This is a genomic window from Hydrogenophaga sp., assembly GCF_019635465.1.
Lineage (GTDB): Bacteria > Pseudomonadota > Gammaproteobacteria > Burkholderiales > Burkholderiaceae_C > Hydrogenophaga.
Genome location: NZ_JAHBZK010000016.1, coordinates 101,766 through 122,223, shown reverse-complemented (window position 1 = coordinate 122,223; position 20,458 = coordinate 101,766). Strand labels below are relative to the sequence as shown.

Annotated in this window: 21 protein-coding genes; 17 read left to right on the top strand and 4 right to left on the bottom strand. The window is 67.9% G+C overall.

Going from position 1 to position 20,458, the window contains the following annotated elements; genetic code table 11:
- The 5 genes from KF871_RS15195 to KF871_RS15175 form a co-directional block, all read left to right on the top strand.
- The coding region (locus KF871_RS15195) for a glycine--tRNA ligase subunit alpha (protein WP_291144272.1) at positions 1-483 on the top strand (483 nt) is incomplete at its 5' end.
- Positions 484-507: 24 nt separating this feature from the next.
- Positions 508-2,631, top strand: coding sequence for a glycine--tRNA ligase subunit beta (gene glyS, locus KF871_RS15190; protein WP_291144270.1), 2,124 nt, complete (start codon positions 508-510; stop codon positions 2,629-2,631).
- A 7-nt stretch (positions 2,632-2,638) separates the two neighbouring features.
- Complete coding sequence (gmhB, locus tag KF871_RS15185; RefSeq protein WP_291144267.1) at positions 2,639-3,217, top strand: D-glycero-beta-D-manno-heptose 1,7-bisphosphate 7-phosphatase; 579 nt, start codon at positions 2,639-2,641, stop codon at positions 3,215-3,217.
- A 6-nt stretch (positions 3,218-3,223) separates the two neighbouring features.
- Positions 3,224-3,967 (top strand): 1-acyl-sn-glycerol-3-phosphate acyltransferase, encoded by a 744-nt coding sequence (locus KF871_RS15180; protein WP_291144264.1) that lies wholly within the window; start codon positions 3,224-3,226, stop codon positions 3,965-3,967.
- A gap of 7 nt (positions 3,968-3,974) precedes the next feature.
- A complete protein-coding gene (locus KF871_RS15175) occupies positions 3,975-4,856 on the top strand; it encodes a M48 family metallopeptidase (RefSeq protein WP_291144261.1) in 882 nt (293 codons plus the stop codon).
- 6 nt (positions 4,857-4,862) lie between these two features.
- On the opposite strand, the gene KF871_RS15170 is transcribed toward KF871_RS15175, so the two are convergent.
- Positions 4,863-5,933, bottom strand: a complete 1,071-nt coding sequence (locus tag KF871_RS15170) for an MBL fold metallo-hydrolase (protein ID WP_291144259.1) — start codon at positions 5,931-5,933, stop codon at positions 4,863-4,865.
- 111 nt (positions 5,934-6,044) lie between these two features.
- Between KF871_RS15170 and KF871_RS15165 the strand changes: the two genes are divergently transcribed.
- The 9 genes from KF871_RS15165 to KF871_RS15125 all read left to right on the top strand — a co-directional run bounded on the left by KF871_RS15165 (position 6,045) and on the right by KF871_RS15125 (position 14,894).
- The gene (locus tag KF871_RS15165) at positions 6,045-6,449 is read left to right on the top strand and encodes a MerR family DNA-binding transcriptional regulator (protein ID WP_291144256.1); all 405 of its coding nucleotides are present in this window, start codon (positions 6,045-6,047) and stop codon (positions 6,447-6,449) included.
- Positions 6,450-6,563: 114 nt separating this feature from the next.
- Positions 6,564-7,022, top strand: a complete 459-nt coding sequence (locus KF871_RS15160; protein ID WP_291144253.1) for a PaaI family thioesterase — start codon at positions 6,564-6,566, stop codon at positions 7,020-7,022.
- A gap of 27 nt (positions 7,023-7,049) precedes the next feature.
- Positions 7,050-8,231 (top strand): isovaleryl-CoA dehydrogenase, encoded by a 1,182-nt coding sequence (locus tag KF871_RS15155; RefSeq protein WP_291144250.1) that lies wholly within the window; start codon positions 7,050-7,052, stop codon positions 8,229-8,231.
- 45 nt (positions 8,232-8,276) lie between these two features.
- The gene (gene can, locus KF871_RS15150) at positions 8,277-8,936 is read left to right on the top strand and encodes a carbonate dehydratase (RefSeq protein ID WP_291144247.1); all 660 of its coding nucleotides are present in this window, start codon (positions 8,277-8,279) and stop codon (positions 8,934-8,936) included.
- Between the two features lie 27 nt (positions 8,937-8,963).
- Positions 8,964-10,145 carry an acetyl-CoA C-acyltransferase gene (locus KF871_RS15145; RefSeq protein WP_291144244.1) on the top strand — a complete coding sequence of 394 codons (1,182 nt, stop codon included), beginning with the start codon at positions 8,964-8,966 and terminating at the stop codon, positions 10,143-10,145.
- A 16-nt stretch (positions 10,146-10,161) separates the two neighbouring features.
- On the top strand, positions 10,162-10,830 hold the full coding sequence (locus KF871_RS15140) for an SDR family oxidoreductase (RefSeq protein WP_291144242.1): 669 nt from the start codon (positions 10,162-10,164) through the stop codon (positions 10,828-10,830).
- Between the two features lie 30 nt (positions 10,831-10,860).
- Positions 10,861-11,991 (top strand): acyl-CoA dehydrogenase family protein, encoded by a 1,131-nt coding sequence (locus KF871_RS15135; protein WP_291144239.1) that lies wholly within the window; start codon positions 10,861-10,863, stop codon positions 11,989-11,991.
- Between the two features lie 45 nt (positions 11,992-12,036).
- Positions 12,037-13,428 carry a Trk system potassium transporter TrkA gene (trkA, locus tag KF871_RS15130; RefSeq protein ID WP_291144237.1) on the top strand — a complete coding sequence of 464 codons (1,392 nt, stop codon included), beginning with the start codon at positions 12,037-12,039 and terminating at the stop codon, positions 13,426-13,428.
- 2 nt (positions 13,429-13,430) lie between these two features.
- On the top strand, positions 13,431-14,894 hold the full coding sequence (locus tag KF871_RS15125; protein ID WP_291144235.1) for a TrkH family potassium uptake protein: 1,464 nt from the start codon (positions 13,431-13,433) through the stop codon (positions 14,892-14,894).
- A 98-nt stretch (positions 14,895-14,992) separates the two neighbouring features.
- Here KF871_RS15125 and KF871_RS15120 read toward each other — a convergent pair whose 3' ends face one another.
- Positions 14,993-15,697 carry a glutathione binding-like protein gene (locus KF871_RS15120; RefSeq protein WP_291144232.1) on the bottom strand — a complete coding sequence of 235 codons (705 nt, stop codon included), beginning with the start codon at positions 15,695-15,697 and terminating at the stop codon, positions 14,993-14,995.
- 143 nt (positions 15,698-15,840) lie between these two features.
- Between KF871_RS15120 and KF871_RS15115 the strand changes: the two genes are divergently transcribed.
- Positions 15,841-16,299 carry a universal stress protein gene (locus KF871_RS15115; RefSeq protein WP_291144229.1) on the top strand — a complete coding sequence of 153 codons (459 nt, stop codon included), beginning with the start codon at positions 15,841-15,843 and terminating at the stop codon, positions 16,297-16,299.
- Between the two features lie 6 nt (positions 16,300-16,305).
- Here KF871_RS15115 and KF871_RS15110 read toward each other — a convergent pair whose 3' ends face one another.
- Positions 16,306-18,180: an SLC13 family permease gene (locus KF871_RS15110; protein WP_291144226.1), complete on the bottom strand. Its 1,875-nt coding sequence runs from the start codon at positions 18,178-18,180 to the stop codon at positions 16,306-16,308.
- A gap of 89 nt (positions 18,181-18,269) precedes the next feature.
- Between KF871_RS15110 and KF871_RS15105 the strand changes: the two genes are divergently transcribed.
- Both KF871_RS15105 and KF871_RS15100 read left to right on the top strand, forming a co-directional pair.
- Positions 18,270-18,647, top strand: coding sequence for a YchJ family metal-binding protein (locus KF871_RS15105; protein WP_291144223.1), 378 nt, complete (start codon positions 18,270-18,272; stop codon positions 18,645-18,647).
- A gap of 108 nt (positions 18,648-18,755) precedes the next feature.
- Positions 18,756-19,394, top strand: a complete 639-nt coding sequence (locus tag KF871_RS15100; protein WP_291144220.1) for an HAD family phosphatase — start codon at positions 18,756-18,758, stop codon at positions 19,392-19,394.
- Between the two features lie 15 nt (positions 19,395-19,409).
- On the opposite strand, the gene KF871_RS15095 is transcribed toward KF871_RS15100, so the two are convergent.
- Complete coding sequence (locus tag KF871_RS15095) at positions 19,410-20,432, bottom strand: AraC family transcriptional regulator (protein ID WP_291144217.1); 1,023 nt, start codon at positions 20,430-20,432, stop codon at positions 19,410-19,412.
- Positions 20,433-20,458: the final 26 nt, after the last annotated feature.

The window sequence follows — 20,458 nt, the reverse complement described above, 5'->3', positions numbered from 1 at the left end:
TACTTCCAGCAGGTGGGCGGCATCGACTGCAAGCCCGCCACCGGCGAGATCACCTACGGCCTGGAGCGTCTGGCCATGTACCTGCAGGGCGTGGACAACGTCTACAACCTCACCTGGACCGACGGCCTGAGCTACGGCGACGTCTACCTGCAGAACGAGAAAGAGCAATCGGCCTACAACTTCGAGCACTCGGACGCGGACTTCCTGTTCACCGCCTTTGCCGCACACGAAAAGCAGGCGAAGCACCTCATGGAGCAGCAGCTGGCGCTGCCCGCCTACGAGCAGGTGCTCAAGTGCGCGCACAGCTTCAACCTGCTCGACGCGCGCGGCGCCATCAGCGTGACCGAGCGCGCGGCCTACATCGGTCGCATCCGCAACCTCGCGCGCAGCGTGGCCCAGAGCTACTACGAGAGCCGTGAGCGCCTGGGCTTTCCCATGGCGCCGCGCGAATGGGTGGCACAGATCGAGAAAAAGGCCGCCTGAGGCGCCGACCCGAGAAGCACAACGATGTCCGCACAGAACCTGCTCGTCGAACTGTTCGTCGAGGAACTGCCGCCCAAGGCACTCAAGAAACTCGGCGAGGCCTTCGCCACCGTTCTGGCCAACAGCCTCAAGGCCCAGGGCCTGGCGCCGGCCGACGCCACCGTCACAGCGTACGCCTCGCCGCGTCGGCTGGGGGTGCATGTGGTGGGGGTGTTGTCCAAGGCCGCCGACAAGCCGGTGTCGCAAAAGCTCATGCCTGTCGCCGTGGGTCTTGATGCGAACGGACAGCCTACGCCCGCCTTGCTCAAGCGCCTGAGCGCTCTGGGCGCCGATGCGTCTGCCGTGGCTGGCCTGCGCCGCGCCCAGGATGGCAAGGCCGAGGCGCTGTTCTTCGACAACATCGCTCCAGGTGCCGAGATCGCGGTTGGCCTGCAGAGGGCGCTGGATGAAGCCATCACCCAACTGCCCATTCCCAAAGTCATGACCTACCAGCTTGAGTCCGGCTGCGCGCTGCCCGGCTGGGACAGCGTGCAGTTCGTGCGGCCTGCGCACGGCCTGGTGGCGCTGCACGGTACCGAGGTCGTGCCGGTCTCAGCGCTGGGCCTGCAGGCGGGCCAGGCCACGCACGGGCACCGCTTCGAGGCCAGGGTCGACCCGGTGGTGATCCCCAACGCCGACGCCTACGCCGCCACGCTGGCCAGCGACGGCGCCGTCATCGCTTCGTTTGCCGAGCGCCGCGCCGACATCGCGCGCCAGCTCGCCGCCAAAGCGGCCGAGGTGGGCGGCGGTTGCCGGCCCATCGACGACGACGCGCTGCTCGACGAAGTCACCGCGCTGGTCGAGCGCCCCAACGTGCTGGTCTGCGAATTCGAAAAGCAGTTCCTCGATGTGCCGCAGGAGTGCCTCATCCTCACGATGAAGGCCAACCAGAAGTACTTTCCGCTGCTCGACGCGCAGGGCCGGCTCACCCACCGCTTCCTGGTCGTCAGCAATATCAGCCCGGCCGACGCCAGCGCCGTCATCGGCGGCAACGAGCGCGTGGTGCGCCCGCGCCTGGCCGACGCCAAGTTCTTCTTCGACCAGGACCGCAAAAAGACGCTCGCATCGCGCGTCGAGGGCCTGGGCAAGGTGGTCTATCACAACCAGTTGGGGACGCAGGGCGAGCGGGTGGAGCGGGTGCGCGTGATCGCGCGTGCCATCGGCCGGCAGCTGGGCGGCGACGTGCTGGCCGAGCAGGCCGACACCGCGGCGCGCCTGGCCAAGACCGACCTGCTCACCGACATGGTGGGCGAGTTTCCTGAACTGCAGGGCATCATGGGTGGCTACTACGCGCGCCACGACGGCTTGAGCGAAGACATCGCCTTCGCGATCGAAGACCACTACAAGCCGCGCTTCGCGGGCGACGCGCTGCCGCGCAACCTGGTGGGCACCGTGGTGGCGCTGGCGGACAAGCTGGAAACGCTGGTGGGCATGTTTGGGATCGGCAACCTGCCGACGGGCGACAAGGACCCGTTTGCGCTGCGTCGGCATGCGCTGGGTGTCATCCGGATGCTCACAGAGCAGGATCTGGCGCTGGCTCTGAACAAGCTCGTCAATCTTGGGTTCGAAGTGTTCCTTAAAGGGAAGCTGGGCGATGCCCACGCCGATCTCGAAACGTTCATCTATGAGCGGCTTGCCGGCTCGCTCAAGGAGCAGGGGTACTCCGCCGCGGAGGTGGACGCGGTTGTGTCGATGCGACCTGTCTCGCTGGGAAGCGTGCCTCGCCAGTTGCACGCCGTACGCACTTTCGCCTCCCTCCCCGAAGCCCCCGCCCTGGCCGCCGCCAACAAACGCATCGGCAACATCCTCAAGAAATCCGACGGTGTCGGCGACGCGGTGAGCGAAGCGCTGCTGAAAGAGCCCGCCGAACGAGCACTCTTCGCGGCCATGCAGGCCACCGTGCCGGCGGCCGACGCGAAGTTCGAGGCCGGCGACTTCACCGCGAGCCTGCAGGCCCTGGCCGCGCTGCGCACGCCGGTCGACGCCTTCTTCGACGGCGTCATGGTCAATGCCGACGACCCCGCGCTCAAGGCCAACCGCCTGGCCTTGCTGCAGCAATTGCACCGCGCGATGAACCGCGTGGCCGATCTGTCCCGACTCGCGGCATGATCGCGGCATGAAGCTGCTCATCCTCGACCGCGACGGCACCCTCAACCGCAGCCGCGACGACAAGGTGGCGTCGCCGGATGAGTGGGAGCCGCTCGAAGGCGCGCTCGAGGCGGTGGCCCGCCTCAACCACGGCGGCTGGCGCGTGGTGCTGGCCACCAACCAGTCGGGCATCGGCCGCGGCCTGTTCGACATGGCCTCGCTCAACGCCATCCACGTCAAGATGCACCGCCAGCTGGCGGCCGTGGGTGCACGCGTCGAGGCGGTGTTCATCTGCCCCCACGCGCCGGAAGACGGTTGCGCCTGCCGCAAGCCGGCGCCCGGCCTGTTCCTGCAGATCGGCGCGCGCTTTGGCGTGCCGCTTACCGATGTGCCCGCCGCCGGCAACTCGCTGCGGCATGTGCAGGCCGGTGCTGCTGCGGGTTGCCCGCCGCACCTGCTGCTCACGGGCCTGTCCGCGCACCTCGGCGATCGCGCCGCCGAGTCGATCGACGAGCTGCCGCCCGGCACCCTTTTGCACGCCGATCTCGGTGCCTTTGCCGACTGGCTGCTTGAGCAGCCGGCGCCCGCCCCCAAAGCCTCTGCCTGAACCCGCATGTACCTCGTCAACGCCTTGCGCTCCGTGCTGCACATGCTGGTCATGGCCATCACCGTCATTCCCTGGGGTTTGGCGGTGGTCATCGTCTCGCCCTTCGTGAGCAGCGTCACCCTGTACTGGATGTGCGCCGGCTGGCTGCGGGTGGCGGTGCACAGCGGCACACTCATCCTCGGCATCCGCAACCGCGTGAGCGGCATGGAGAACCTGCCGGTGGGCAGCACCGCCCCGGCGGTGTTGCTGGTCAAGCACCAGTCCACCTGGGAAACCTTCGCCATGCCCACGCTGATGCCGCACCCGCTGGCCTATGTGTTCAAGAAGGAGCTGCTCTACGTGCCCTTCTTCGGCTGGGCCATGGGCCGGCTCGACATGATCCACATCGACCGCAGCAAGCGCACCCAGGCCTTCAACAAGGTGGTCGAGCAGGGCCAGCGCCTGCTGGACCTGGGCACCTGGGTGATCATGTTCCCCGAGGGCACGCGCATCCCGCGCGGCCAGCAGGGCAACTACAAGACCGGCGGCACGCGGTTGGCCGTGGCCACCGGGGCGCCGGTCATTCCGGTGGCGGTCACCTCCGCCAAGTGCTGGCCGCGCAAGGCCTTCGTGAAGCGGCCTGGCGTGGTGGACTTCTCCATCGGCAAACCCATTCCCAGCGAGGGGCGCGAGGCTGACGAGCTGATGCGCGAGGTCGAGGCCTGGATCGAGGCCGAAATGCGCCGGCTTGATCCGGATGCCTATCGCTGAAGGCCCCATGGAGCGCTTCATCCAGCTGGCGCTCGACCTGTTCGGCGAACCTGCGTCCGCGCCTGTAGCACCTTCCGCGCAGACCACCGACAACACGCCAGCACCCCCGGCCCTGCCCATGCAGGCGGTGTTCCAGCCCGCCAGCTGGCACCACCCGCGCGCCAACCGCCTGGTGCGCTTGCGCGGCTGCGAGGTGGGCTATGAGTTTCAACGCGGCAAGCGCCGCACCATCGGCCTGAGCGTGGGCAGCGAGGGCTTGAGCGTGCGGGCGCCGCGCTGGAGCACGCTGGGTGAGGTCGAGGCGGTCATTCAGGAGAAGGCCGCCTGGGTGCTCGACAAACTGGCCGAGGCGCGCGAGCGCGCCGAACGACGCGACGCCTCGCGCATCCGCTGGGCCGACGGCGTCGAGCTGCCGCTGCTGGGCGAGCCCGCCTGGCTGCGGCTGGACCCAGCGCATGGCTTCTCCGGTCGCGGCGCCGCATTTGATGCGCCCACACGCACCCTGCACGTGGGCCTGCCGCACCACGCCAAAGAGGCGCAGATCCGCGACGCCGCGCAGGCCTGGCTCATGCGCCATGCGCGCAGCGTGTTCACCGAGCGGCTGGACCTGTTTGCGCCGCGCCTGGGCGTGCGCTGGACCCGGCTGTCGCTGTCCAACGCCGACACGCGCTGGGGCAGCGCCAGCGCCGACGGGCGCATCCGCCTGAACTGGCGGCTGATCCATCTGTCCATGGACATGATCGACTACGTGGTGGTGCACGAACTCAGCCACCTGCGCCACATGGACCACAGCCCGCGCTTCTGGGACGTGGTGGCCAGCGTGATGCCCGATCACCAGGAGCGCCGGCGCGCGCTGAAGGACGCTGCGCTGCCGCTGGGCGAGGTCTGACGCCGATCAGGCGACGGTGGCGAAGCGCCACACGCCTTCGCCGTCCTGCACACGGCTGAGCACGCCCGCGTGCCACAAGCGGTTCAGGTGCGCCACGGCCTCGCCCATGGCAAACGTGGTCTGGTGCAGATCGAGCGCACGCGGAAACAGCACCGGGAGCACGTCGGTGGCACTGCAGGCTTTCTCGCGGCAGGCCTGGGTCACCTCAGCCAGGCGCTCGTCGTGGTGGTCGTGCAGTTGCTGGATGCGCTCGTGCAGTCCGGTGAACGGGCGGCCGTGCGACGGCAGCACCAGCGTCTGTTCGGGCAAGGAGCGGAACTTGTCGATGGAGTCCAGGAACAGGCGCAGCGAATCGGCCTCGGGTTCCTGGTCGTAGACGCTCACGTTGGTGGAGATGCGCGGCAGCACCATGTCGCCGCTGATGAGCACGCCCAGCGATTCGCACCACAGCGCAATGTGTTCGGGTGCGTGGCCATAGCCGCTGATACAGCGCCAGACCTGGCCACCGACGGTGACGTCGAGGCCATCGATCAGCCGCCGGTACCGTGCCGGCACATCCGGCACCAGGCCCGGGTAGTAGCGCGCACGCTCGCGGATCTTCTGCACGCTGGCGGGGTCGACGAGGCCATGGCTGGCAAAGTAGGCCGCTGCCGCGTCGCCACCAAAGCCGGTGGTGCTCTGCGAGCCGATGCGCGCCATGGCGTAGTCGGTGGCGCTGATCCACAAGCGGCACTGCCACTTGTCGCACAGCCAGCTGGCCAGGCCGATGTGGTCGGGGTGCATGTGGGTCACGATCACGCGCAGCACCGGAAGGCCGTCGAGCTCATTGGCGAACACCTGTTCCCACCGGGCCTTGGCTTCGTCGCGTGCGATGCAGCAGTCCACCACGGTCCAGCCTTCGCGGCCGTCCAGCGTGTCGCGCAGCAACCAGAGGTTGATGTGGTCCAGCGCAAAGGGCAGCGTCATGCGCACCCACTTCACGCCGGGCGCCACCACCAGCGCGCGCCCGGGTTCGGGCAGCGTGGTGCCCTGGGGGTACTGGAGGCGGGCTTCAAGCTGGTCGCGGGAGAGGCTCATGGGGGGCGATTGAATTAAGATGCGCGCGGCTTGACGTTGACGTAAACGTCAAGAAACGGGCATTCTACGGAGCAGCACCGGCGTTCCCTGTCCGCCACCCGACACCGTTCCATGGCCACCAACCCGACCTTCACCATCAGCGACCTTGCGCGCGAGTTCGACCTCACCACGCGAGCCATCCGCTTCTACGAGGACATGGGCCTGCTGCAGCCGCTGCGCGATGGCCCGGGCGGGCGCAACCGGGTCTACAGCGCGCGCGACCGCACGCGCCTCAAGCTCACGCTGCGCGCCAAGCGCCTGGGCCTGTCGCTGACCGAGGCCCGGGACATCATCGACATGTACGACAGCCCGCGCGACACCGGGCCGCAGCTGCGCAAGTTCCTGACCGTGCTGGCCGACCACCGGCGCCAGCTCGAGGAGCAGATGGCCGACCTGGAGGCCAACCTCGATGAGGTGAAAACGCACGAGAAGGAAGCGCGCGCGCTGCTGGCGAAGATCGAGCGCAAGCCCGGCTGAAATGCACCCGGCCGGCATTCCCCTTGAATTGACGTTTACGTAAACGTCAACATAGAATCCCGGCTGCCCCAGCGGGCACTGCCCCGCGATGCACCCCCCTCGGAGGCAATCCCCATGAGCACCCCGTTTCAAGCCCAGGACCCGGACTACGCCCAGCGCGTGCGCGACAGTTTTGCGCGCCAGGCCGCCATGACGACCCTGGGCGCCACGTTGTCCGAGGTGCTCCCCGGGCGCGTGGTGATCACGCTGCCGTGGGCCGCGCACCTGACCCAGCAGCACGGGTTTCTGCACGCCGGCATGGTGTCCACCGCGCTCGATTCGGCCTGCGGCTACGCCGGGTTTTCGCTCATGCCGGCCGAGGCCGCCGTGCTCACCATCGAGTTCAAGATCAACCTGCTGGCGCCGGCCCAGGGCGAGCACTTCCGCATGGTCGGCAACGTGATCAAACCCGGGCGCACCGTCACGGTGGCCGAAGGCCATGCCTACGCCACGCATGGCGGCAAAGAGAAGCTCGTTGCCACCATGGGCTGCACGCTGATGACCGTACTGGGCCGCGACAACGTGCGCGGCTGACCCGATTCGACCCAGGAGACCCTCACCATGAACCAGCTACCCGGCCTGAACTTCCAGCTTGGCGACGACATCGATGCGCTGCGCGACGCGGTGCGCGACTTCGCACAGGCCGAGATCGCCCCGCGCGCGGCCGAGATCGATCGCAGCGACCAGTTCCCCATGGACCTGTGGCGCAAGATGGGCGAGCTCGGCGTGCTCGGCATCACCGTGCCCGAGGCCTATGGTGGGGCCAACATGGGCTACCTCGCGCACATGGTGGCCATGGAAGAGATCAGCCGCGCCAGCGCTTCGGTGGGGCTCTCGTACGGTGCGCACTCCAACCTGTGCGTGAACCAGATCAAGCGCAATGGCAACGACGCCCAGCGCCAGAGGTACCTGCCCAAGCTCATCAGTGGTGAGCATGTGGGCGCGCTGGCCATGAGCGAGCCCGGGGCCGGCTCCGACGTCATCAGCATGAAGCTCAAGGCCGAGGACAAGGGCGGCTACTACCTGCTCAACGGCAGCAAGATGTGGATCACCAACGGCCCCGACGCCGACACCTTGGTGGTCTACGCCAAGTCCGAGCCCGAAATGGGCGCGCGCGGTGTGACCGCCTTCCTGATCGAGAAAGGCATGAAGGGCTTCTCCATTGCGCAGAAGCTCGACAAGCTGGGCATGCGCGGCAGCCATACCGGTGAACTGGTGTTCCAGAACGTCGAGGTGCCGGCCGAAAACATCCTGGGTGGCCTCAACAACGGCGCCAAGGTGCTGATGAGCGGCCTCGACTACGAGCGCGCCGTGCTCACCGGCGGGCCGCTGGGCATCATGCAGTCGGTCATGGACAACGTGATCCCCTATATCCACGATCGCAAGCAGTTCGGCCAGAGCATCGGTGAGTTCCAGCTTATCCAGGGCAAGGTGGCCGACATGTACACCGTGCTGCAGGCCGCGCGCAGTTTTGCCTACACCGTGGCCAAGAACCTCGACATGCTGGGCGCCGAACACGTGCGCCAGGTGCGCAAGGACTGCGCCTCGGTCATCCTGTGGACGGCCGAGAAGGCCACCTGGATGGCCGGCGAAGGCGTGCAGATCTTCGGCGGCAACGGCTACATCAACGAGTACCCGCTGGGTCGTTTGTGGCGTGATGCCAAGCTCTATGAGATCGGCGCCGGTACCAGCGAAATCCGCCGCATGCTGATCGGCCGCGAGCTGTTCGCCGAGACCATGTGATCGACCCAGGCACCCACCGCCAAACACACGACGCAAAACGCCGCCATGAACGACGATCTCCAACAACTGCTGGACCACAACCGCCGCTGGGCCGCCCAGGTCGAATCCGAGCGCCCGGGCTTCTTCACCAAGCTGTCGCAACAGCAGAGCCCGCGCTATATGTGGATCGGCTGCTCCGACAGCCGCGTCCCCGCCAACCAGATCACGGGTCTGGAGCCAGGCGAAGTCTTCGTGCACCGCAACGTGGCCAATGTGGTGGTGCCCACCGACCTCAACTGCCTGTCCACCGTTCAGTTCGCGGTCGACGTGCTCAAGGTCGAGCACCTCATGGTGGTGGGTCACTACGGCTGCGGCGGCGTGCTGGCCGCCCTGCGTGACACCCGCGTGGGCCTGGCCGACAACTGGCTGCGCCACATCAAGGACGTGCGCGACAAACACGCCTCCTTGCTGGCCAGCTTGCCCGAGGCACATCGCCACGACGCGCTGTGCGAGCTCAACGTCATCGAACAGGTCGTCAACGTGACCCAGACCACCGTCATGCAGGACGCCTGGAGCCGGGGCCAGGCCGTGACGCTGCACGGCTGGGTCTACGGCCTCAAGGACGGCCTGCTGCAAGACCTGCACATGAGCTTGCGCAGCAACGCAGATGTCGACGCCGCCTACCGCCAGGCGGTGGCCGAAGTCGGCTCGCGCCAGCGCGGCTGAATCACCTTCCACACACAGGAGCTCACCATGTCCGACCCCATCGTCATCCTCGGTGCTGCGCGCACCCCCATGGGCGCCTTCCAGGGCGATTTCTCGCCGCTGGCCGCACACGACCTGGGCGGCGCCGCCATCAAGGCCGCCGTTGAACGCAGCGGCATCGACCCCAAGGCCGTGGAGGAAGTGCTGTTTGGCAACTGCCTGATGGCCGGCCAGGGCCAGGCCCCGGCGCGCCAGGCCGCGCTCAAGGGCGGGCTGCCTTTGTCCACGGGCGCGGTCACGCTGTCCAAGATGTGCGGCTCGGGCATGAAGGCCACCATGCTGGCGCACGACATGCTCATGGCCGGCAGCGCGCAGGTCATGGTCTCGGGTGGCATGGAGAGCATGACCAATGCCCCCTACCTGATGCTCAAGGGCCGTGGCGGCTACCGCATGGGCCACGACAAGATCTACGACCACATGATGCTCGACGGCCTGGAAGACGCCTATGAGCCCGGCCGCAGCATGGGCACCTTTGGTGAAGACTGCGCCGCCAAGTACAGCTTCACCCGCGAGCAGCAGGACGCCTTCGCCACTGCCTCCGTCTCGCGCGCCAAGGCCGCCACCGAAAACGGCGCCTTTGCCAAAGAGATCACCCCGGTCACCGTGAAAGAACGCAGCGGTGAGCGCGTCGTCTCCATCGACGAAGGCCCCGGCAAGATCAAGCTCGACAAGATCCCGGCACTCAAGCCCGCCTTCAAGAAGGACGGCACCATCACCGCTGCGTCCAGCTCGTCCATCAACGACGGCGCTGCCGCGCTGGTGCTGGCCAAGGCGTCTACCGCCAAGACGCTGGGCGCGCAGCCGATCGCGCGCATCGTGGGCCACACCACCCACGCGCAGGAACCCAACTGGTTCACCACCGCGCCGGTGTACGCCACGCAGAAGCTGCTGAGCAACATCGGCTGGAAGGTCGAGGACGTGGACCTGTGGGAAGTGAACGAGGCCTTTGCCGTGGTGCCCATGGCGCTCATGGCCGAACTCAAGGTCTCGCACGACAAGCTCAACGTCAACGGCGGTGCCTGTGCGCTGGGTCACCCCATCGGCGCCAGCGGCGCGCGCATCCTGGTCACGCTGATCCACGCGCTGCAGGCGCGCGGCGGCAAGAAGGGCGTGGCCACCCTGTGCATCGGTGGCGGCGAAGCCACCGCCATGGCCATCGAGCTGATCTGATCGATCCACGCCGCGCATGGCCACCGTCCTGATCATTGGCGCGTCCCGGGGCATCGGGCTGGAGTTCGTGCGCCAGTACCGCGACGCGGGCCAACGCGTGATCGCCACCGCGCGCGATGACGACGCCATGGCCCGCTTGCGCGAGCTCGGCGCCGAGGCCCTGCGGGTGGATGTGGCCGAGCCGGCCAGCGTCAGCAGTCTGACCTGGTCGCTCGACGGCGAGGCACTGGACATTGCGCTCTACGTGGCCGGGGTCATCGACCGCGCCGACGCGCGTCACCCGCCCACGCGCGACGCGTTCGATCGGCTGATGCACACCAACGTGCTCGGCGCGCTGCAGGCGATTCCACAGGTGCTTCCAGGTGTGGAGTCGGCCAACGGTGTGTTCGGCGTGCTCTCCAGCACCATGAGCCTGATCGGCCAGGTGCCCGCCAGCAATGCCTGGCTGTACCGCATCAGCAAGGCCGCGCTCAACATGGCGGTGGCCAGCGCGCGACACGACTACCCGCGCGCGCGTTGCATTGCGCTCGACCCGGGTTGGGTGCAGACCGACATGGGCGGTCGCACCGCCCCCGTGAGCGTGGGCGACAGCGTCGCCGGCATGCGCCACGTCATCGCCACCCTCGGCCCCGACGACAACGGGAGCCTCATTCACCACGACGGTCGCCGCGCCACCAGTTGGTGAGCATCGGGCGCCATTGCGAGAACCCACACCATGCCGCTGAACCAGGACCAACTCATGATCCGCGACGCCGTGCGCGCGTTCGCCCAGGAGCAGCTCTGGCCCCACGCCGCGCGTTGGGACAAGGAGCACCACTTCCCCCACGACGTGCATCGAGGCCTGGCCGAGCTCGGCTGCTACGGCATCTGCGTGCCCGAGTCGCTCGGCGGCGCCGGGCTCGACTACCTGACGCTGGCGGTGGTGCTCGAAGAGATCGCGGCTGGCGACGGTGGCACCAGCACCGCCATCAGCGTCACCAACTGCCCCGTCAACGCCATCCTGATGCGCTACGGCAACCCCGCCCAGCAAGAGCGCTGGCTGCGCCCGCTGGCGGCCGGGCAGATGCTGGGCGTGTTCTGCCTCACCGAGCCCCACGTGGGCTCCGACGCATCCGCGCTGCGCACCACCGCCACCCTGCAGGGCGGCGAATACGTGCTCAACGGCGTCAAGCAGTTCATCACCAGCGGCAAGAACGGCCAGTTGGCCATCGTCATCGCCGTCACCGACAAGGCCGCAGGCAAGCGCGGCATGAGCGCCTTCATCGTGCCCACCGATACGCCGGGCTACCAGGTCGCTCGCCTGGAAGACAAGGTCGGCCAGCACAGCAGCGACACCGCGCAGATCAACTTCGAGAACTGCCGCATCCCGGCCGAGAACCTGATCGGCGCCGAGGGCGAGGGCTACAAGATCGCCCTCTCCGCCCTCGAAGGCGGGCGCATCGGCATTGCCGCGCAAAGCATCGGCATGGCCCGCAGCGCCTTTGAATGCGCGCTGGCCTACGCCAAAGAGCGCGAGAGCTTCGGCCAGCCCATCTTCAACCACCAGGCCGTGGGCTTTCGCCTGGCCGACATGGCCACGCAGATCGAAGCCGCTCGCGCGCTCACCCACCACGCCGCCGCCCTGCGCGACGCCGGCCAGCCCTGCCTCAAAGAGGCCGCCATGGCCAAACTCTTCGCCAGCGAGATGGCCGAGCGCGTATGCAGCGACGCCATTCAGGTGCATGGCGGCTATGGCTATGTCAACGACTTTCCGGTCGAGCGCATCTGGCGCGACGTTCGGGTGTGCCAGATCTACGAGGGCACCTCGGACGTGCAGAAGATCCTGATTCAGCGCGCGCTCGCCTGAGTGGCACCACCCCCGGCGCGGGGGCACTCGTATGATCGCGCCACCATGAACATCATCATCCTCGGGGCTGGCCGCGTGGGCGAGAGCGTGGCCGAGAGCCTGGTCTCCGAGCAGAACGACATCACCGTCATCGACATGGACCCGGCCCGCCTGCGCGCGCTGGAGGACCGTCTCGATCTGCGCGGTGTGGTGGGCAACGGCATTCAGCCCTCGGTGCTGCGCGAGGCAGGGGGCAAGGACGCCGACATGGTGATTGCCTGTGCCGCCGCCGACGAGACCAATCTCGTGGTGTGCAAGGTGGCGCACGACGTGTTCAACGTGCCGACCACCATTGCCCGCCTGCGTTCGCCGGAGTTCGCCGAGGGCGACGAACTGCTGTCCAAATCGGGCTTCTCTGTGAGCCGGGTGATCTGCCCCGAAGAGTCGGTCACGCGCTACATCCACCAGCTCATCAGCTACCCCGAGGCGCTGCAGGTGCTGGAATTCGCCGATGGCCGCGCCAGCCTGATCGCGGTGCGTGCCAGCCACGGCGGCGCGCTGGTGGGTCACACCATTGGTGAGTTTCGCGAGCGCTTCACGCGCTGCGAGATGCGCGTGGTGGCGCTGTACCGGCTCGACACCGAGATGGAGGCCACGCCCAGCACGCGCATCCTGGCCGGCGACGAGGTGTTCGTGCTGGCAGACACCGAGAAGATCCGCGACGTGCTGGCCGCCATCCACAACATCGACAAGCCGGTGCAGCGGGTGATGATCGCCGGCGGTGGCAAGGTCGGCCTGCGTCTGGCGCGCAGCCTGGCCAGCCAGTGCGAGGTCAAGGTGCTCGAGCAGGACAAGAAGCGCTGCGAGTACCTGGCCAGTCAGCTGCCTTCAAGCATGCTCATCCTGCAAGGCGATGGCGCCGACGAGGACCTGCTCGAAGAGGAAAACGTGGGCCAGATGGACATGTTCCTCGCGCTCACCAGCGACGACGAAGACAACATCATGTCGGCCATGCTGGCCAAGCGCCTGGGCGCCGGGCGCGTGATGGCGCTCATCAACCGCCGCGCCTACGCCGACATGATGCAGGGCAGCACCATCGACATTGCCGTCTCGCCTTCGCAGGCGGTCATCGGCGAGCTGCTCACGCACATCCGCCGGGGCGACGTGGTGGCCGTGCACAGCCTGCGCCGTGGCGCGGCCGAGGCGCTCGAAGGCGTGGCGCGTGGCGACGTCAAGACCAGCAAGCTGGTGGGGAGGCGCATCGAAGAGGTGAAGCTGCCCGGCGGCGCACGCATCGGCGCCATCGTGCGCGGTGAGGGGCGTGCGTCGGAGGTGCTCATGCCGCACCACGACATCGTGATCCAGCCCGACGATCACATCATCATCTTCATCCCGCACAAGCGGCTGGTGCGTGAGATCGAGCGGCTGTTCCAGGTGAGCGCCACCTTCTTCGGCTGACCATGCATTCGATCTGGCTGCCCGTACTGGCCACGTTCTCGCGCGTGATGCTGGCGTTCTCACCGGCCTATCTGGTGCCGCTGGCCTGGGCCTGGGCATTGGACGCCGAGCACAACGTGCTGATCTGGGCTTACGGGTTTGCTGCCAGCGTGGTCAGCGGCGCCATCCTGTGGCAGATCACGCGCCACCACCGCCGCGAGCTGTTGCCACGCGACGGGTTCCTGCTGGTGAACCTGGTGTGGGTGGTGCTGCCGCTCTACGCCGCGCTGCCGCTGTGGATCATGGTGCCCGACATCGGCTTCTCCAAGGCCTACTTCGAGGCCATGAGCGCGCTCACGGCCACAGGCTCCACGGCCATCTCGGGGCTCGATCACCTGCCGGTGTCGGTCAACGTGTGGCGCTGCTTCCTGCAACTGGTCGGGGGCCTGGGCATCATGCTGCTGGTGGTGGCCATCCTGCCGCTGCTGGGCCTGGGTGGCGTGCAGCTCTACAAGGCCGAAACGCCCGGCCCGATGAAGGACACCAAGTTCACCCCGCGCATTGCCGAGACGGCGCGCGGTCTGTGGGGCGTGTACGTGCTGTTCGCCGGTGGCTGCATGCTGGCCTACCGCTGGGCGGGCATGGGCTGGGCCGACGCCTTCATGCACATGTGCACCACCATGGGTCTGGGTGGCCTGTCGCCCTACGACGCCAGCATCGGCCACTTTGATTCGCCGCGGGTAGAGTGGGTGGCCACGGTGTTCATGACCATGGCCGGCATCAGTTTCGTGCGCTACTTCGTCATGCTGCGCAACCGCTCGGTGCGTCCGATCGCCAACGACCGCGAGATCCGCACCTACCTGATGGTGCTGGCCGCGTCGATCGTGGTGATCACCGGGCTGCTGCTGTCGCATGGGGTGTACAGCGACTTCCCGACCGCGCTGCGCAGCGCGGCGTTTCATGTGGTGTCGGTCGCCACGACCACCGGCTACTCGTCCACCGACTATGCACAGTGGCCCGTGTTCGCGCCGGTGCTGCTGATCTTTCTGGGCTGCTTCGCCTCATGCGCGGGCTCCACCGGCGGCGGCATCAAGATGGTCCGCATGGTGCTGCTGATCAAGCAGGCGCGGCGCGAGCTGGTGCGCATCATCCATCCCCGGGTGGTCAACCCCGTCACGCTGGCGGGTGGCGTGGTGCCGCCGCACGTGATGAACGCGGTGCTGGGCTACATGCTCATCTACGGTGCCGCGACCATGGGCCTGACCATGCTGCTGCTGCTGACGGGGCTGGACATCGTTACCGCGTTTTCGGCCGTGGTGGCCACGGTCAACAATATCGGTCCTGGCCTGGGGCTGGTGGGCCCGGCCAGCAATTTCGGTGTGTTGAGCGACTTCCAGATCTGGGTGCTCAGCTTTGCCATGCTGTTGGGCCGGCTGGAGCTGCTGACGGTGCTGGTGCTGTTCACCGGGCACTTCTGGCGGAAGTAGAGAACCCCCCTGCGCCGCTGCGCGGCTTCCCCCCGGAGGGGGGACGACACCGAAGGCCCGGCAAAGCCGGTTCCTCGGTGTCTCTGGATGGGGTCACCTCAGTCGCGGGCGGGGATGGTCAGACCGCGCTTGACGGCTGGGCGGGTGACGAAGGTGTCGAGCACGCGCTGCACGTCGGGGAAGTCTTTGAAGCCCACCAGGTCACCGGCTTCGTAGAAGCCGACCAGGTTGCGGATCCAGGGGAAGGTGGCGATGTCGGCGATGGTGAAGTCCTTGCCCATGATCCAGCGGCGGCCCTTGAGGTGCTTGTCGAGCACACCCAGCAGGCGCCGGGATTCGTTCGCGTAGCGGTCGCGTGGGCGCTTGTCTTCGTACTCCTTGCCGGCGAACTTGTGGAAGAAGCCGAGCTGACCAAACATCGGGCCGATGCCGCCCATCTGGAACATCAGCCACTGCAGCGTCTCGTAGCGCGCCGCCGCGTCGGTGGGCAGCAGCCGGCCGGTCTTGCTGGCCAGATAGACCAGGATGGCACCCGACTCCCACAGCGCCAGCGGCTTGCCCTCGGGTCCGTCGGGGTCGAGGATGGCGGGGATCTTGTTGTTCGGGTTGAGCGAGAGGAACTCGGGCGAGAGCTGATCGTTGGCGTCGAAGCGCACCAGGTGTGGCTCGTACGGCAGGCCAATTTCCTCCAGCATGATGGACACCTTTACGCCGTTGGGCGTGGGCAGCGAATACAGCTGCAGGCGGTCGGGGTGGCGGGCGGGCCACTTCTTGGTGATGGGGAAGGTGTCGAGGGTGTTCAAAGGGGTTCTCCTGGGGGTGTTCGCAGTGTAGGAAGCCGCGCTTGGGCGCAGCGCCGTTCGGGTCTTTGCCGCTGCGGGTATAAGCTGAGCCCCCGGCGTCAGGCGACGACCGATCTCTTGCCACTTCCTCCCGCTGATTGCCCATGAGTGTCTTCAACCGCATCCTGATCGCCGTCAGCGACGACGATCTGTCCCGACCCGCATTGAACCTGGCCATCGACCTGGCGTCCGACCAGCACGCGCAACTGCGGCTGGTGCATGTGGGTGAACTGGTGCAGCCCCAGGCGTCGTCGGCCAGCGAACTCGCCGACATCGAGAGTGCCTTGCGCGAGGAGGGCGATGCGCTGCTGCGTCAGTTGGTCGAGCACGCTGCGTCCAGGGGCGTGCAGGCCGAATCGGCGCGACTGAAGACCGCCTCGGTCCAAGATAGCGTGGCCGACGCCATCGCGGCCGAGGCCGCCGACTGGGGTGCCGACCTGGTGGTCAGCGGCACCCACGCGCGCAAAGGCATCGTGCGCTGGTTGGCGGGCAGTGTGTCGGAGTCGCTGGCGCGCGCATCGACCGTGCCCGTGCTGATCGTGCGCGACAGCGACGCCAGCTGAGCCCGATCAGAGCGGCCAGACGATCAGCAGCAAGGGCAGGCTTACGGCCACCACCAGCACCTCCAGCGGCAGGCCCAGGCGCCAGTAGTCGCCAAAGCGGAATCCCCCCGGCCCCAGGATCATGGTGTTGTTCTGGTGGCCGATGGGGGTGAGAAAGGCGCACGACGCGCCGATGGCCACCGCCATCAGAAAGGGGTCTGCACTCACGCCAAGCGTGGTGGCGCTGCCGATGGCCACCGGGCACATCACGGCGGCGGTGGCTGCGTTGTTCATCAGGTCCGACAGGAACATGGTCACCAGCAGCACCAGTGCCAGGGCCACCACGGCGTTGCCTTGCGCCACCCAGCCCATCAACACGCGGGCAAGCAGGTCGGCCGTGCCGGTGGTCTGCATGGCATTGGCCAGTGGAAACAGCGCACCCAGCAGCACGATCACCGGCCAGTCGATCGCGTCATAGACCTGGCGCAGCGGCAGGCTGCGCAGCAGCAGCGTGAACAGCGCGCCCGCCATGAAGGCAATGGCCGCCGGCATCAGGCCCAGCGCGGCGCTGGCCACCGCCAGCAGCATGATCACCGAGGCCTGGATCGCCTTGCGCTTGTTGGGAATCTGCAGGTCGCGCTCGGCCAGTGGCACGCAGCCGGAATCGCTGGCGAACTCGGCAATGGCGCCTGGGGGGCCTTGCAGCAGCAGGATGTCGCCCGCGCGCAGCGCCATTGAGCGCAGCCGGGCGGTGGAGCGATTGCCCTGGCGCGAAACGGCCAGCAGATTGAGGCCATAGCGTGTGCGCAAGCCGATGTCGCTGGCCGATCGCCCTGACAACATCGGCCCGGGCAGCACCACCAGTTCAACCAGCACGATCTCGGCGGCGTCGCCGCGGGGCTTGTTGTCCTTCTTCTCCTGGGGCGTTTCATCCTTGTCTGGCGTCGAAGGAGGAACGTCGCCCGTATCCGTTGCTTGGGCTTCCTGCGGCGCCTTCGCAGGCGGACGGCCGGACTCTTCCAGCTTGAGCCCCAGTGAGGACAGCACCGAGGCCAACGCGTCGGCACTGGCCTCGATCACCAGGATGTCGTTGGGTCGCATCACCCGTTGCGGACTGGGCGCGGTGATGCGCATCTCGTGCCGCACGAGTCCGACGACCTGGGCGCCAACCGACTCCAGCACCGTCTCGACCTCGGCCAGCGTCTTGCCGGCGGAGGGGCCGTCTTCGAGGATTCGCGCCTCGGTCAGATAGGCGCCGGTGTCGAAGCCCTCCATGCTGGCCGACTCACGCCTGGGCACCAGCCGCCAACCCACCAGCGCCACGAAGACGATGCCCAGGATCGCCACCGGCAGGCCGATCCAGCTGAAGTCGAACATGTGAAACGGCCCGGCGCCGCCGCCCATGCCGGCGCGAAACCCGGCCACGATCAGGTTGGGTGGCGTGCCGATCAGGGTCGTCATGCCGCCCAGGATGGTGCCGAAGGCCAGCGGCATGAGCACGCGCCCTGGAGGCATCTGCAGGCGCTGCGCGAGCTTGAGCGCCACCGGCATCAGCAAGGCCATGGCGCCCACGTTGTTCATGAATCCGGACAGGAGGGCGCCGACGCCCATCAGCGCGGCCAGGCTGATCACCGGCCCCGCCTTCGACGGCAGCGCGCGCCGTGCCAGCACCTCCACCGCGCCGGATGTCTGCAGTGCCTTGCTCATGATCAGCATGCAGGCCACCGTGATCACCGCCGGGTGGCCGAAGCCGTCGAAGGCGTGCGCAGCCGGCACCAGGCCCGACCAAACGCAGGCCACCAGCGCACTCACCGCCACCAGATCGTGGCGCCAGCGGCCCCACAGGAACAGGGCCACCACCAGGGCGAGGATGAGCAGTACCGTGATTTGCGCTTGGGTCATGGGGTTGTAGGGCGGGCACGGCGCCAACCGTGCAGTGGGTGCCGCGACAATGTAGCGTTTCGGCGCGCGCCGCGCGTCACCTGCCTGCCATGCAAGACCCCTGTCCTTGCGGCCTCAACCGCGCCTTTGCCGACTGCTGCGGCCGCTACATCGGCACCCATGTGCCCGCGCCCGACGCCGAGTCGCTCATGCGCTCGCGCTACAGCGCCTTCGTGCGCGGCGATGCGGCTTACCTGCAAGCCACTTGGCACGCCCGCACGCGCCCGGCGTCGCTGACGCTGGAGCCCGGGGTCAAGTGGCTGGGCCTGGATGTGCGCGATCACCGCGTGATCGATGCCGAGCACGCCGAGGTCGAGTTCGTGGCGCGTTCGCGCCTGGCCGGGCGCGCCACCCGCTTGCACGAACGCAGCCGCTTCGTGCGCGAAGGCGGGCGTTGGTTTTACGTTGATGGAGAGTGGAAGACATGATTCGATCGCACGGGTACCGTCTTGAAACACCGCGGAGCCGGCTTGGCCGGGCCGCTGGTGTTGCCCCCCAGTGGGGGGTGACGCCGCAGGCGGCGCGGGGGGCGTCCCATGTTTGAGGCGGTCTTGTTCGATTGCGACGGCGTGCTCGTCGACAGCGAGCCCATCACCAACGGTGTGCTGCGCGAGGTGCTCAACGAAGCGGGCTGGGCGATCACCCAGCCCGAGTGCGAGGCCTTGTTCATCGGCCGCGCGGTGCGCGATCTGCAGTCGCGCATCGAAGCAGAAACCGGGCGCCCGCTCACCGATGCCTGGATGCGCGACTTCTACGCGCGCCGCAACGCGCGCCTGATGGCCGAACTCAAGGCAATCGACGGTGTGCACGAAGCGGTGGCGCAGCTGCACGCCAGCGTGGGTGGGCGCATTGCCTGCGCCTCGGGTGCCGATCGGCCCAAGGTGGTGATGCAGCTCGACATGGTCGGCCTGGCGCCGTTCTTTGGCGACGCCATCTTCAGCGGCCACGACCTGCCACGCTCCAAGCCGCACCCGGACGTCTACCTCGCCGCCGCCGCCCACCTGGGTGTGGACCCGCGGCGCTGCCTGGTCATCGAAGACACGGCTCCCGGCGCGCAGGCCGGCCTGGCCGCGGGTGCCACGGTCTGGGGCTTCTGCGCCCAGGGCCATGGCCGGGCCTTCGACGGCCTGCCCGTAGCGCGCGTGTTCCACCACATGCGCGAGCTGCGGCTGTGAGGCCGCGCCGCGGGCTCAGCCCGACCTGAACTCGCCGGGCGAGCGCCCCGTCCAGCCGCGAAAGGCGCGGATGAAGCTTTTTTCGTTTCGGAACCCGGCGGCCTCAGCTACCTGCTTCAACGGGCGGTCGGTGCGCAGCAGCAACTGGCTGGCGCGCTCGCGTCGCACCTCGTCCTTGAGTGCCTGCAGGTTGGCACCTTCTTCCTTGAGTTGTCGGTGCAGGGTGCGCGCCGAGGTGTTGAGCAACGCGGCCAGGTCGTTGGCGTTGTGCGTGGCCAGCGGCTCGCTGGCCAGCAGTTGGCGCACCCGCTGCACCAGCAGGCGGTCGCGGCGGTAGGAGCGCACCGTCAGGGGCAGTGCGCGCTGCAGCAACTGGTGCATGGCACTCTCGTCGCGGCGCATGGGCAGCTCGAGGTAGCGCGCGTCAAAGGCGATGGCGGCGTCGTCGGCGCCGAAGGTTGCCGGCGCGTCGAACAACACTGGGTAGGCCGCCACATGCACAGGCGCCGGGTACGGGAATCGCACGTCGATCAAGGGCAGGCGCGAATCCACGAACCAGGCCGCCAGGCCGTGGATGTTGCGCAGTACCGAGACCACGCTGAGCTCGATCAACTCACCCGGGTCCTGGTGCAAGCGCAGCGCGATCTCGGCGCGATCGTCCGCCACTTGCACCGTCAGCGCGATGGCCCGGGTCAGCAGGCCGTGGTGGCGGCACCAGCGTTTGAGCGCCACGCCCAGGGTCGGCGCCGATAGCGAGGCGCGCGCCAGCAGGCCGTAGCTGCCCCAGGGCAGCGGGCGGTCGAAACAACCCAGCGCCTCGTCGTCGAGCTCGCGCATGGCGGCGTAGGACACGGCTTCCATCTGCGCGGCGGTGATGCGCCCTTGCGGGTGGCGCAAAAGCGATGGCGGAATTTGTGCCTGCGCCAGTGCCTGGGACGGGTCCATGCCGCGGGCCCGATAGGCTGCCGCCATGCCTCTCACCAGAGCGACCGGGGTGAGGGCGGGGCCGGCCAGAAGGTCGCTGTCGTCGTCGCGCATGGCGGCAGTGTGCCACGCTGGCGCAA